Origin of the sequence: Nitrosomonas sp. Is24 (assembly GCF_033063335.1) — a bacterium.
Classification (GTDB): Bacteria; Pseudomonadota; Gammaproteobacteria; order Burkholderiales; family Nitrosomonadaceae; genus Nitrosomonas.
Map to the genome: position 1 here is coordinate 1,807,167 of NZ_JAWJZG010000001.1, position 13,376 is coordinate 1,820,542.

At 49.8% G+C, this 13,376-nt stretch carries 13 protein-coding genes and 1 tRNA gene; 4 read left to right on the forward strand and 10 right to left on the reverse strand.

The genetic code is table 11. The features are described from left to right. Nucleotides 1–99: 99 nt before the first annotated feature. Complete coding sequence (locus R2103_RS08215; protein WP_108698359.1) at nucleotides 100–843, reverse strand: CADD family putative folate metabolism protein; 744 nt, start codon at nucleotides 841–843, stop codon at nucleotides 100–102. Between the two features lie 70 nt (nucleotides 844–913). Further along, nucleotides 914–3,211, reverse strand: a complete 2,298-nt coding sequence (metE, locus tag R2103_RS08220; RefSeq protein WP_317530982.1) for a 5-methyltetrahydropteroyltriglutamate--homocysteine S-methyltransferase — start codon at nucleotides 3,209–3,211, stop codon at nucleotides 914–916. A 104-nt stretch (nucleotides 3,212–3,315) separates the two neighbouring features. Here metE and R2103_RS08225 point away from each other — a divergent pair, with 104 nt between their 5' ends. Together R2103_RS08225 and R2103_RS08230 are read left to right on the forward strand one after the other, a co-directional pair. Beyond that, on the forward strand, nucleotides 3,316–4,215 hold the full coding sequence (locus R2103_RS08225) for a LysR family transcriptional regulator (protein ID WP_317530983.1): 900 nt from the start codon (nucleotides 3,316–3,318) through the stop codon (nucleotides 4,213–4,215). A 5-nt stretch (nucleotides 4,216–4,220) separates the two neighbouring features. Then, entirely contained in the window at nucleotides 4,221–4,781 is a 561-nt protein-coding gene (locus tag R2103_RS08230) for a hypothetical protein (protein ID WP_317530984.1), read from the forward strand. Nucleotides 4,782–4,830: 49 nt separating this feature from the next. On the opposite strand, the gene R2103_RS08235 is transcribed toward R2103_RS08230, so the two are convergent. Next, a complete protein-coding gene (locus R2103_RS08235; protein ID WP_317530985.1) occupies nucleotides 4,831–5,880 on the reverse strand; it encodes a Fic family protein in 1,050 nt (349 codons plus the stop codon). A gap of 140 nt (nucleotides 5,881–6,020) precedes the next feature. On the opposite strand from R2103_RS08235, the gene R2103_RS08240 reads away from it, so the two are divergent. Further along, nucleotides 6,021–6,440, forward strand: a complete 420-nt coding sequence (locus tag R2103_RS08240; protein ID WP_317530986.1) for a YqaA family protein — start codon at nucleotides 6,021–6,023, stop codon at nucleotides 6,438–6,440. Between the two features lie 75 nt (nucleotides 6,441–6,515). On the opposite strand, the gene grxD is transcribed toward R2103_RS08240, so the two are convergent. The 6 genes from grxD to R2103_RS08270 form a co-directional block, all read right to left on the reverse strand. Beyond that, complete coding sequence (grxD, locus tag R2103_RS08245) at nucleotides 6,516–6,824, reverse strand: Grx4 family monothiol glutaredoxin (protein WP_317530987.1); 309 nt, start codon at nucleotides 6,822–6,824, stop codon at nucleotides 6,516–6,518. 92 nt (nucleotides 6,825–6,916) lie between these two features. Then, nucleotides 6,917–7,753 (reverse strand): peptide chain release factor N(5)-glutamine methyltransferase, encoded by an 837-nt coding sequence (gene prmC / locus R2103_RS08250; protein WP_317530988.1) that lies wholly within the window; start codon nucleotides 7,751–7,753, stop codon nucleotides 6,917–6,919. A 35-nt stretch (nucleotides 7,754–7,788) separates the two neighbouring features. After that, a complete protein-coding gene (gene prfA / locus R2103_RS08255) occupies nucleotides 7,789–8,868 on the reverse strand; it encodes a peptide chain release factor 1 (protein WP_317530989.1) in 1,080 nt (359 codons plus the stop codon). After that, nucleotides 8,865–10,118 carry a glutamyl-tRNA reductase gene (gene hemA / locus R2103_RS08260; protein WP_317530990.1) on the reverse strand — a complete coding sequence of 418 codons (1,254 nt, stop codon included), beginning with the start codon at nucleotides 10,116–10,118 and terminating at the stop codon, nucleotides 8,865–8,867. Before hemA ends, prfA begins: the two co-directional genes overlap by 4 nt. Nucleotides 10,119–10,247: 129 nt before the next feature. Then, nucleotides 10,248–10,697, reverse strand: a complete 450-nt coding sequence (locus tag R2103_RS08265; RefSeq protein WP_411172540.1) for a CreA family protein — start codon at nucleotides 10,695–10,697, stop codon at nucleotides 10,248–10,250. A gap of 350 nt (nucleotides 10,698–11,047) precedes the next feature. Next, nucleotides 11,048–11,124, reverse strand: a tRNA-Val gene (locus tag R2103_RS08270). Nucleotides 11,125–11,358: 234 nt separating this feature from the next. On the opposite strand from R2103_RS08270, the gene R2103_RS08275 reads away from it, so the two are divergent. Next, nucleotides 11,359–11,790 (forward strand): hypothetical protein, encoded by a 432-nt coding sequence (locus R2103_RS08275; RefSeq protein WP_317530992.1) that lies wholly within the window; start codon nucleotides 11,359–11,361, stop codon nucleotides 11,788–11,790. A gap of 72 nt (nucleotides 11,791–11,862) precedes the next feature. Here the strand turns inward: R2103_RS08275 and lpdA are convergent, their stop codons facing one another. Beyond that, on the reverse strand, nucleotides 11,863–13,326 hold the full coding sequence (gene lpdA / locus R2103_RS08280) for a dihydrolipoyl dehydrogenase (protein ID WP_317530993.1): 1,464 nt from the start codon (nucleotides 13,324–13,326) through the stop codon (nucleotides 11,863–11,865). Between the last annotated feature and the right edge of the window lie 50 nt (nucleotides 13,327–13,376).

Below are 13,376 nucleotides of genomic sequence, written 5' to 3' on the forward strand. Positions count from 1 at the left end.
GAAAAAACCGGATTCAACATTAACAAGCCCGGAACAGACACAACTTACAGTGTGATCCGTTCCGGGCTGATCGTAAGCCGGAAGCTTGTTGTTACAAACTTAGTGAACCGTTGCAGCTTGTTTTTCTTCGCAAATCAGATTGCTGCAATAGGTTTCATGGATACCGTCCAGGAAGCCCCACAGCGCATCGCACGCTTCTTGGGTTGCGGCCAGCACTTCGGCTTGTTTTTCCGGGGTATCGGCAAAGCGTTCGATAATGGCCCATTCTGCTTGCGAATGATAGATGTCGGCTTTTTGATGGACCGAGAAGAATTCATAATCTTCAGGGTTTTTCATGCCATAGAATTTAGCCAGGCCATCGATTTTCACCGCGGCAATATCAGGCACTTGCGATTCAAATGCATGCAATGCAGCTAATCCAGCATAGAACGGACGATTCAGGCAAATATCGCGGAAGGTATCAACCAGATTCTCGGTCGAAGGCAATGCCGCTGTATTGGCCAGGATTTTATCGTTCGCGCCCAATGCGAAAGCAAAATTTTTCCATAGCGCTGGGTGATTTTTTTCACCATGTTCTTCGTCGATCAAGTTGCGCAATACTTCCTGACGCACGCTGATGTCGCCGCTGTTTGTTTCCGAATGAATATGCGGTGTATTGAAGTGAACCGCGCTTAAATAGGTCGGTTCGGCCAGTACGTTATAGAAATATTGTTCCGCGTAATGACGCAGTTGTTCCTTGGTCAGTTTGCCTTCGGTCCATGCGATATAGAATGGATGTTTGAGCAAATGTTTTTCACTGATAATGGCGCTGATTTTTTGCTTGAGCAGGGTATTGGTTGTCATGATTACTCCTTATAAACCGTGATGGATAAAGTGCTGCATATCATCGCTAAATAACACCGGCAAGTCAAATTTAGCTGGCCTGCGCGATGCTCAATCGATTGGCCAAATAGCGGCTGGCGGCAATCATATTGCGCAATGCCGGTTTTACTTCTTCCCAATTGCGTGTTTTTAATCCGCAATCCGGATTCACCCACAAGCGCTCGACAGGAATGCATTGCGCGGCCTTTTTCATCAAATCGACGATCGAATCGACCGACGGGATGTTGGGCGAATGAATATCATACACCCCCGGACCGATCTCGTTCGGATACTGAAACCGGTCAAAGGCGTCGAGCAATTCCATATTTGAGCGGGAAGTCTCGATCGTAATGACATCGGCGTCCATACGCGCAATCGCCTCCATGATGTCATTGAATTCGGAATAGCACATGTGTGTATGAATTTGCGTTTCATCCCTGACGCCATTGGCGGTGATACGAAAGGCGCGAATGGCCCAGTCGAGGTAATTGTTCCACTGCGATTTTCTCAGCGGTAGACCCTCTCTCAGCGCGGCTTCGTCAATTTGTATCATGCGAATACCCGCTTTTTCCAAAGCCAATACTTCGTCGCGTATCGCCAGCGCCAATTGCAAGCAAGTCTCCGCACGCGGCTGATCATCACGCACGAACGACCAATTCAGCATCGTCACCGGCCCCGTCAACATGCCTTTCAGCGGCTTGCTGGTGAGCGATTGGGCGTATTGAATCCATTCCGTAGTCATCGCCTTGACATGCGAAACATCGCCATAAATCACCGGCGGTTTGACACACCGCGACCCGTACGATTGCACCCAGCCGAACTGCGTGAAAGCGTAGCCTTCCAGTTGCTCGCCGAAATACTCCACCATGTCGTTACGTTCCGGCTCACCATGCACCAACACATCCAATCCCAACGCTTCCTGCTCGCGCACGCACAGTTCGATTTCGCTTCGCATGGCCTGACGGTACTTCGGCTCGGCTAGTTTGCCTTCACGAAAATCACGGCGCGTCTGCCTGATTTGCTGCGTCTGTGGAAACGACCCAATGGTGGTAGTCGGAAAAAGCGGCAGCTGAAATTTCTTCCGCTGCACAATTGCCCGCTGCTGATACGGCGATTGACGGCTGCCCATCGCATCCGTGATCTCAAGCACACGCGCTTTTACCGCAGCTTGATGCACGCGCTTGGATACTTTTCGGCTGGTGACGGCGGCGCTATTTTCCCGCAGTATTTCCGCCACGCTTGCCCGGCCATGATTCAACGCTTGCGCCAGAATATCCACCTCGTGCAATTTCTGCACGGCAAAAGCCAGCCAGGAACGGATATCCGGATCGAGTTTTTGCTCGCTCTCCAGATCGACCGGCACATGCAGCAACGAACAAGAAGGTGCGAGCCAGAGCCGTTCATTCAACCGTGCATGCACAGGCTCCAGCCAATCCAGCACTGCGAATAAATCGGTTTTCCAGATATTGCGGCCGTTAATCACGCCTAAGGAGAGGATTTTGTGCACGGGCAGCCAATCGATCACTTTGGCGATTTCATCGTGCGCCGCGACCGCATCCAGATGCAATCCGGCGACCGGCAATTCGCACGCCAATTGCAGATTGTCTTGCAACTGCCCGAAGTAAGTGATTAACAACAACTTGACCGGTGCAGCCTGCAACTGATAGTACGTTTTGCGCAACGCATGCTTCCATGCCTGATCGAGTTCCATCACCAACACCGGCTCGTCAATCTGCACCCATTCAACACCGGCGTTTTTAAGTTTCTGCAGCAAATGCGCATAGACATCGAGTAGATCATCGAGCAGATCCAGCTTATCGCTGCCATCCTTGGATTTTCCCAGCCACAAATACGTCACCGGGCCGAGAATGACCGGCTTGACGCGCGGATGAATTTGCTGCGCTTGCCGGATTTGTTCCAGCAAGCGGCTGGCATCCAATGAAAAGCGCGTATCCCGCGCAAATTCAGGCACAATGTAATGGTAGTTGGTATCGAACCATTTCGTCATTTCCCCCGCATGAACACAAGCGCAATCCGCATGATCGCTGACCGAACGGCCTCTCGCCACGCGAAAATAATGATCGAGTGTACCGCCCGGCAATGCACTGACGCGCGCGGGAATATTCCCCAGCAGGAAACTCGTATCCAGCACATGATCGTACAATGAAAAATCGCCCGCCGGAATCCAATCGAGTTGGGATTGGTTCTGCCAATGCTGCGTTTGCAGATCCTGCGCACTATCCAATAAAGCAGCTTCGGAAATGGCGCCTTGCCAGTATTTTTCCAAAGCAAATTTCAATTCCCGGTTTCTGCCGATGCGCGGGAATCCAAGGTTGTGTGTCGTTACCATCGTTCAATCACCACTTATGATTAATAATCGTGGCGCTATTGTATGAACAATGAGTAATGAATAATAATGATAAGTTTTAATGCTCCAATAAGGTTTCCTCATAGATGATCGAACACAGCCACCTGAAAATTATTCAAGCCCTGCACACCAACGGCACCCTAACTGAAGCCGCCAATGCGCTCTGCCTCAGCCAGCCGGCGCTTTCGCATCAAATCAGTTATCTGGAAAAGAAATTGGGCGTCGCGCTATGGGAACGCGAAGGCCGCAGCTTGCGTTTGACCCAGGCGGGCAAGTTGCTATTGGAAGCCGCCAATCAAGTGCTGCCGGTGCTTGCACAAACCGAAAAAACCCTCGAAGCCTACGGCGAAGGTCGGCAAGGCATTCTGCGCATCGGCGTGGAATGCTACCCCTGCTTCGAATGGCTCACCGGCATGATCGGCCAATACATGCGGCAAATGCCCGGCATCGACGTCGACATCGTGCAGAAATTTCAATTCTCGGGCTTGGAAGGCTTGCTGAATCATCACATCGACGTGCTGATCACCCCCGACCTGGTTAAAAAAGACAATATCGCGTATGAAACCCTAGCGGAATATCAACTGGTACTGTTGGCAGCACCAGATCATCCACTGGCGGATTTGCCACTAATCACACCGGAGCTTTTAAGCAAGGAAACGCTGCTGACCTTCCCGGTACCGTTGGAACGGCTCGACATTCTCACCCACTTCCTCACCCCCGCGCACCTCGAACCCAACAAACTGAAACAAATCGAATCGCTCGAAATCATGCTGCAAATGACCGTTCTCAACCGCGGCGTGTGCGTGCTGCCGGAATGGCTCGCCGACATCAAGAACAAAGACTTGAATCTCAAAAAAATTCAAATCGGCGATCAGGGATTGTTTCAGAAATTGTATTTAGCAATGCGGGAAGCGGATCAGGCCATACCGTATATCCACTTTTTCATCACATTGGGGCAGCAATGCACTGGAAAATCATTCACCTGAGTGCCATGCCCAATGTATCGCGGAAAATTTCATTAGCCACCTCTAATTTCACCAGCAGCAACGGTATCTTGGTAATACCGGATGTTTCAGTCGATGGCACAACGAATTATGAGAGCGTGACCTTGCAACTCAATTTAGGAACCGGCACTTTATCAATACTGGATGCGACACCGAAAGATACCTCCTTTTCACCCACGGCGCTGGAAACAATGTCCGGTGGCGGAGTCAAAGCCGATTTTCACGGCTGCGCACGCTCGGGACATAATCAACTGACTTGTTTGATGAAGGTCGTAAGTCTTAATAACGATGCAAGTATTGATGTTTTTCCAAGACTTAGTAAACTTTTCGATAATCTTAGTAAAGAATATATCGCATCATCTGCTACCGCGTTCGACCAGATATTCTCCGGCGACTTCTCATTTAGAGCGATTCAAGGAATACCTATTGAAGTCAAATTGATCTATAACAGTATAGACCCAAGCGCTTCATTAGTTTCAACATTTCAACCATACTTTTTTTTAAATGGTAGTTTCACTAAAGGTAATTTCAGAAACATTGATTTTTAAACATCTCACTCAGCCGTTCTTTTCCTTCCAAAAAATGGATGGTTGGCTCTTATGGCAGACTATACCAGGTTGATCGCCCACCACCATGGCGCGCCAAAAGACCTTTTTCAACCAGTGATGTGAAAGTTGCTTTGAGTGTGTTCGGACTTGTACCGGTTTCGCGCACCATGTCGCGGGTGGTAACGCGGCCATGGTCGCGCACGTAGTCGAGAATTTTGACCGCCAGCTCCGGCAGAATGGCGAGTGCGTTCTTCTCGCGCTCCACTTTTACGGCCAGGCGGCGTTTTTGCTGCTGCAAAGCACGCAGAAAAAACAACAGCCAAGGCTGCCAATCCGGAGCCTCGGTACGGATGGTGCCTTGAGTCTGGCGTAAAGCCAGATAGTAGCCTTCTTTGCTGTTCTCAATCACACTTTCCAGTGACGAATACGGCACATAGGCATAGCCGGTCTGTAACAGCAGCAGCGTGGTGAGGATACGGCTTAGACGGCCGTTGCCGTCCTGAAAAGGATGAATTTCCAGAAAGGTGACGATGAAGATGCCGGTTATCAGTAGCGGATGAAGGCGCGCCAGCTCACGGGTATCTTTTAACCACTCCATCAGTTCCTGCATCCGGCGCGGCGTATCGAATGGTGAAGCCGTCTCGAACACGATGCCAATCATTTTCCCGTCTGCGTCAAAGGCTCCCACATCATTGCGCAACGTCTTGTATTCACCGCGATGCCGTTCGTCCTTGTCGCTGTAGCGCAACAGGTCGCGATGAAGCTGCTTGATGTGATTTTCTGTGAAGGGAATGTCAGCCCAAGATTGGAAAATGGTTTCCATCACCTCGGCATAACCGGCAACTTCCTGCTCGTCGCGGCTGGTGAAGCGTTTTATTTCGAGGTTGGCCAGCAGGCGCTCCACCTCGCGGTCGGTCAGCTTGCTGCCCTCAATACGAGTGGAAGAGCCGATACTCTCGATGGTGGCAATGTGTCGTAACGCTTTCAGGCGCTCCGGCGCAAGAGTACCAAGCGCACGCCAGGCGCCTTTGAATTCGTCAATCTCGGCAACCAGAGCAAGCAGCTCCGGCGTGATCTGAAGTGAATCGGTCTTCATCATACCGGAATATATACCGGATTACGCCGGATTGTCTACCCGAAAACCCGGCACTGAAGCAATTACCTCCTCACCGGCAAGCTAAGATAAAATTATGCGTTGCGCAAAGTTAAATTTTTCATCTTTAAACTAAATCAATTCACATGGACCAACAATCAAGCCTAATTGCGCTATTCACCAGCAGTTTTTTAGCTGCCACCCTACTTCCCGGTGGATCGGAGGCTGTACTCGTGGGGGTTTTGCTGGCGTATCCCGATTTGCACTGGCAGGCGCTGATTTTGGCGACGATTGGCAATACGTTGGGCGGGATGAGTTCATATTTGATTGGACGGTTATTGCCGGATGAAAAAGCCGTGCTGAAGAAAGCGGGAGGCAGTGCACGGGGGTTGGAATGGGTACGTCGGCATGGCACGCCCATTCTGCTGCTATCGTGGGCGCCGCTGATTGGTGATCTGTTATGCGTCGCCGCCGGATGGTTGCGCGCTAATTGGTTGTGGGCTTTGCTATTTATTGCGGCAGGAAAATTTGCCCGCTATTGGGTGATTGCGGCTGCGGTTAATTGAGTGGATTTACGATTACGATTCAATTTATTCATCGATGCGAATAAACTGAATCGTAATGAATCGATTAAACCGCTATCAATTTTCAAACAGTTTCTGTAGTTCACCGCTTTGATACATTTCGGTGACGATATCCGAACCGCCGATAAACTCACCGTTTACGTACAATTGTGGAATGGTAGGCCAGTTTGAATAATCCTTGATACCTTGCCTGATTTCCGGGTCTGCCAGTACATCGACAGCGTAAATATTATCAACACCACAAGCCTTCAGAATATTCACAGCATTCGCTGAGAAACCACATTGCGGCTGCTCCGGGGTGCCTTTCATATAGAGTACGACCGGGTGTGTGGTCACTTGTTGTTCAATTAAATCTTCAACATTCATAGTGTTAATTTCTCCAAAAGATCATTCCAAAAGTTTTATACAGAAACAAAGAACCGCATTCTAAATTACTACACGAGCGCCCTGCTTATAGCTTACATCAAAAAATTCAATTGACCGCCGCTTACCCGCATTATGCCAGCCAAGTCCGGGTGGGAACAAATATTACTAAAATCCTTCTCCTGCAACAATTGCCGGCATGCAGACGCTTGATCGTAGCCATGTTCCAGCAACAACCATCCGTTATTCATAAGATGATCCGGTGCTTTATCGATGATATGGCTAATGCACGACAACCCGTGATCACCGGCGGATAACGCCATTGCCGGTTCAAAACGCAGATCGCCTTGTTGCAAATGCGGGTCGTTGTCCGCCACATAAGGCGGATTGGATACGATGAGATCAAATCTTTCCCCGGAAAGTTCATCAAACCAGCTGCCGGTGACGAGTTGCAGATTTTGAATGTGCAGATTCTGCGCGTTCGATTGGCAAACGGCAATTGCAGCGGGTGACAAATCAACCGCAGTGACTTGAGCGCGCGGACGGTGTCTGGCAATGGTTAGCGCGATTGCACCACTGCCCGTACCCAAATCGAGAATCCGGCGGGGTTGATCAAGGGGGATCAACTGCAATGCCAGTTCAACCAATAACTCCGTTTCCGGGCGCGGAATCAGAACCGCTTCGTTGACTTTGAGTGTCAAATCATAAAAATCCCGCTCGCCGGTCAAATAAGCCACCGGCACACCTTCCATCCGCCGCTGCATCAAATGCGAGAATTCGTCCCATTGCTGCGCAGTCAGTATCCGATCCGGATAAGTCAGCAAACACGCATGATCGGCATCGAGCACATGCTGCAACAACAAGCGCGCATCGATCCGGTCGATATTCCGGAAAGCTGTTGCTAATGCTTGGGAAATGGTGATGGGTTGCATAGTGATGCAATCAGAAAAATCAACCGCGCGGCTGATTATTCTTGCACGGAAGCGGCTAAGAGTTCTGCCTGGTGCTCCGCCATTAACGCCGAACACAGTTCATCGATATCGCCATCCATAATCTGATCCATTTTATAGAGCGTCAAATTGATGCGATGATCGGTTATGCGTCCCTGGGGGAAATTGTATGTGCGGATCCGTTCCGAGCGTTCGCCGCTGCCTACCAATGATTTCCGTGTGGCGGCTTGTTCCGCATGCTGTTCGCGCATTTGTTTGGCATGGATACGCGCTGCCAGCACGCTTAGGGCTTGCGCTTTGTTTTTGTGTTGCGAGCGTCCATCCTGGCATTCCACCACAATACCGGTTGGCAAGTGCGTGACACGCACAGCCGAGTCGGTTTTGTTGATATGTTGGCCGCCAGCGCCGGAAGCGCGGAATGTATCGATACGTAATTCGGAAGGATTCAATACCACTTCGCTGACTTCATCCGCTTCGGGCATCACTGCCACAGTGCAGGTCGAGGTATGTACACGCCCCTGCGTTTCCGTCACGGGTACGCGTTGCACGCGATGTCCGCCGGATTCAAATTTAAGACGGGAATAAGCGCCCTGGCCGATAATTTTTGCAATGATCTCTTTATAACCGCCAATATCCGACAGGCTTTGCGAAATGATCTCAACTTGCCAACCGCGCCTTTCCGCAAAGCGCGAATACATGCGAAACAAGTTTCCGGCAAACAGTGCGGATTCATCGCCGCCGGTTCCGGCGCGGATTTCCAGGAAAATATTGCGTTCGTCGTTGGGATCTTTCGGCAGCAGCTGTTTTTGTATTTCCGATTCCAGTTTCGTCAGTTTTTCCTTTCCCGTCTGTATTTCCACCTCGGCAAAAGCGCGCATTTCAAGGTCGGCATGCATTTCCCGCGCGGTTTGGATGTCGCGTTCGCTTTGCTGGTAGGCGCGGTAGAGTTCTACGATGGGGACGATGTCTGAATGTTCACGCGTCAATTTGCGGTAACTGTCCAGGTCGGCGGTAGCGGATTCGCTGCTGAGCAAATGATTTAATTCCTCCAACCGCACACTCAAGCGAGTGAGCCTGTCCGTGATGTTCTTGTTCATTGCGGGCGATGCAGCTGGTATAACCGGTTAATCAGCTCGACTAATTCTTCACGTTCATCCGCCGCTGCATGATTCAGAATACTGGACGGTACATGCAGGAATTTGTTGGTTAAGCCATTACTGAGCGCTTCGATGACTTTTTTCGGATCTTCGCCTTTCTCCAGCAGCTTGTGCGCCCGTTCCAGCTCATGGCGGCGGTAACGCTCACCTTGGTCACGCAACGCGCGGATGGTCGGCACCATTTCCCGGGTCGCCAGCCAGCGCATGAAATCAACGACGTTGGAATCAATGATGGTTTCGGCCTGTGCCACCGCGTTCTGGCGCGAATCCAGTCCTTCCTTCACGATTTCTGCCAAATCGTCGACGTAGTAGAGAAACACGTCATCCAATTCTGCTACTTCCGACTCCACGTCGCGCGGCACGGCCAGATCGACGATAAATATGGGGCGATGCTTGCGGATCTTGATCGCACGTTCGACCATGCCTTTGCCCAGTATCGGCAACGGACTTGCGGTACACGTCACGACAATATCGTGTAACGCCAACTGTTCCGGTAATTCGCTGAGCGTTATCGCTTGTGCATTGAAACGTTCGGCCAGCGCTTCGGCGCGCTCGACGGTACGGTTCGCCACGGTTATTTTCTTGGGATTACGCGCGGCGAAGTGATTAGCGCACAGCTCGATCATTTCTCCGGCGCCGATAAACAATACACGCTGTTCACTGATATCGCCGAAAATACGTTCGGCCAGGCGCGCGGCGGCGGCGGCCATCGATACCGAGCTGGTGCCGATCTCTGTCGAGGTGCGCACTTCCTTGGCGACATAGAAGGTGCGCTGAAACAGCTTATGCAGCAATAGACCCAGGGTCCCGGCATGTTCAGCCGATTTCACTGCGCTCTTCAGCTGTCCGAGTATTTGCGGTTCGCCCAGCACCATCGAATCCAAGCCGCTGGCAACCCGGAATGCATGTTTTACGGCGTGTTCGCGGGGGAATTTGTATAAATACGGATCCAGTTCACGCGTCGGCAAATGATGAAAATCCGCCAGCCACGCCATGGCATCTTCGGGTTTATCGGTGCAGCAATAGACTTCCGTGCGATTACAAGTGGAAACAATAGCGGCTTCTTTAATCGGATTACGCCCAACCAGATCCCTCAGCGCCAATTCCATCGTATTTTCAGGAAAAGTGACCTGCTCACGCACATCTAACGGCGCAGTATTGTGATTAATACCGAAGGCGAATAACTGCATGAGAAATAATGTTAGCCAATGAAAGCAACGGGTAAGAAATAACTCGCGATTATAATATTACGAGCTCTTAAATACCATCAATCAAAATAATTTATTTTACACGTCACTGCTGACCGTAAAATCACCCCTTCAGTGCCACGGTGTGATCGGAATGATCGAAATGCTGTTTTTGGGCGATCCTTCAATAATCCGGTCGCTATAAGTCAAATAAACCAGCACATTCCGCTTTGCATCATAAAACCGCACCACCTGTAACGTTTTGAACAACAGCGATGTATTTTTTTTGAAAACTTCTTTGCCATCTTCATGCCCGTTCTTTATTTTTTCCGGCAATGTAATCGGCCCGATCTGACGGCACGCGATCGAAGCATCCGATGTATCTTCGGCAACACCGACCGCGCCGCCGACTCCTCCGGTTTTTGCGCGGCTTAAATAACAGGTCGCGCCGGGAATCTCGGGGTCGTCAAATGCTTCAATAACGATTTTGTCATTCGCGCCCAATAATTTGAACTTGGTTGAAACACTGCCGATTTGTTCCGCCACAGCAATACCGGCGGCAAATGACAACAAGCTCAGCATCCCGATAAAATGTACCGCAATTTTCTTTTTACTATTGATCTGAAACCGCATTATCTTCTCCCCGCAACCTTAGTGTCATCCGTTTTTAGTTTATAAACATGCATTCTTAATACACATTCCATAAAATTTGCCTCTGCTGCCATTCGCATTAATTATTAGCCATTGAGTCTCAGGTTACAAGTTAGTTTCATTCCTGCATTCGATTATTGCGATCATTGGATAAAACTGGTGAGATTTCACATCACACCGGAAAGAACCCGGTATTGCGATGTATTTATTGTGTTGGTTAAATTGACAATCATGTCCAAACACAAATGAAGAGATAGTGGAAGGAAATTACCAGATTTTTCTGGTAGGCGCGATTGGACTCGAACCAACGACCCCCACCATGTCAAGGTGGTGCTCTAACCAGCTGAGCTACGCGCCTGGGAAAAGCGGATTCTAACTGAAACCTTTAAACGCCACAAATGTAATTGTTTTAATCGCATGACTTGTTTATCAGCGAAACCAAACATCAATAATGTTCAAAACCTGATTTTCAAGTATACTGCCCCGCTGCAAGAACGATCCAGAGAAGAAAAATTGATCTGGAAGCAATGCGTTAAAACGAGATTAAGATTTTATTAGTAAATAATGGACTGGCATTCGCCAAGGAGAATTTATGCATAAACTGTTACCAAGCGTTTTTTTGTTTTTGATACTTGCTTTACCTTTCAGCGTTTTTGCTCATGAGGGCGAGGACCACAGTCATGACGAGTCGGCATCGGAATTGGATGGAGGAAACGGATGGCGTCTGGTCCGGAAAGTCGAACTGGGTACTTCGGGAAAATTTGTTAATCTAGTACTCATCGATCACGCGGTCTACACCGACAAGACCATCTACAGCGCCGTCATCAACCGGCTTTGCAGCCCTTCCGATCAGTTCTGTAGAATCAGATTCTGGAGTGAAGAACGCTTTGTGCCTGAAACTGCCGCGCTAACCGTGGAACAAAATAAACAACTCCGCGCCGACTATCTCGTGAATAAAACAGCTGGCATGCATCATTTACGCTGGTCTTGCACGGTTGACCCGGACAAGACCCACTGCTTCTAATAGTTGATTCCGCTACTGATCGCAACAATCCTGGATAAGAGTGCCGTAATACGAGAATTACAGACCGTAATTCTAAATATGCAACGCACGCTTATCCACGCCAAGTGCAGCTTCATGAAATACTTCAGATAACGACGGATGCGCATGAACTATGCAGGCGATATCTTCACTGCTGGCGGAAAATTTCATCGCCATTACTGCTTCCGAAATGAGTTCCGACACGTGCGGGCCGATCATATGAACACCCAATACGCGATCGGTTTTCTCGTCCGCCAGCACTTTGATAAAGCCGCTTGTTTCACCCATGGCTCGCGCGCGTCCGTTGGCAATAAACGGAAATTGACCTGCTTTATAGGCGATACCGGCCGCTCTTAATTCCTGTTCGTTTTTCCCCACCCAGGCAATTTCCGGCGCTGTATAAATGACCCACGGCACCGTATTGAAATCCACGGTTTCAAGCTGCTCGTCGGTTTGTCCTTTATCCAAATGCTCAATCATTTCGGCAACGGCCACTCCTTCTTCCGAAGCTTTGTGCGCCAGCATCGGTCCGCGCACCACGTCGCCCACGGCATATACATTAGCTAGATTGGTACGGCAGTATTGATCGACCACAACAAATCCGCGCTCATCCAGCTGCAAACCGTTTTCCTGAACACCCAATCCCGCAGTGTTCGGAATGCGGCCAATGGCTACGATCAACTTGTCGACTTCCAAAATCTGTTCCTGATTATTTGAGTCGCTATAACCGACCGTGACAGTATCACCGGTTACTTTGACCGATTTGATATTGACGCCGGTATTGATTTGCAAACCCGTTTCTTTGGCAAAAATACTTTTCGCTTCCTTGGCGATTTGCTCATCCGCTGCCATCAAGAAACCCGGCATTGCTTCGAGAATCGTGACTTCCGCACCCAGCCTGCGCCACACGCTGCCCATTTCGAGACCGATCACCCCCGCACCGATGACACCCAGTCGTTTGGGTACTTCCGTTAATGCCAAGGCACCGGCATTATCCAGGATCATGACATTATCCACTTCGGCAAAAGGCAATGGGCGCGGAACCGATCCGGTTGCGACGATGACATGTTTAGCCTGAATTGTCTCGGCGGTACCGTTGTCGTCCACTTTGATCTGCCAGGTATTGGCGGATGCGTCCCGTTTAAGTAAGGTTCCGCGGCCATGCATCGATTTCACCTTGTTCTTCTTGAACAACGACGCAATGCCGGTGGTAAACATAGTCACAATCTTGTCTTTGCGCGCAATCATGACCGGAACATCGACGGATACATTCTCCGCCGTGATACCGTGCGCGGACACTTTGTGTTGAATCTGGAAATAATTCTCCGAGGATTCCAATAACGCCTTGGATGGAATACAACCGACGTTTAAACAGGTGCCGCCAAGACTGGCTTTGCCTTTGGGATTTTTCCATTCGTCGATACACACGGTATTCAAACCCAGTTGCGCACAGCGGATTGCCGCCACATAACCGCCGGGACCCGCACCGATTACTGCTACATCAAATGTTTCTGACATGATTAAACCTTATGGGAAGATCGTAATGAGGGAGTAATTTTAAAGTAAAA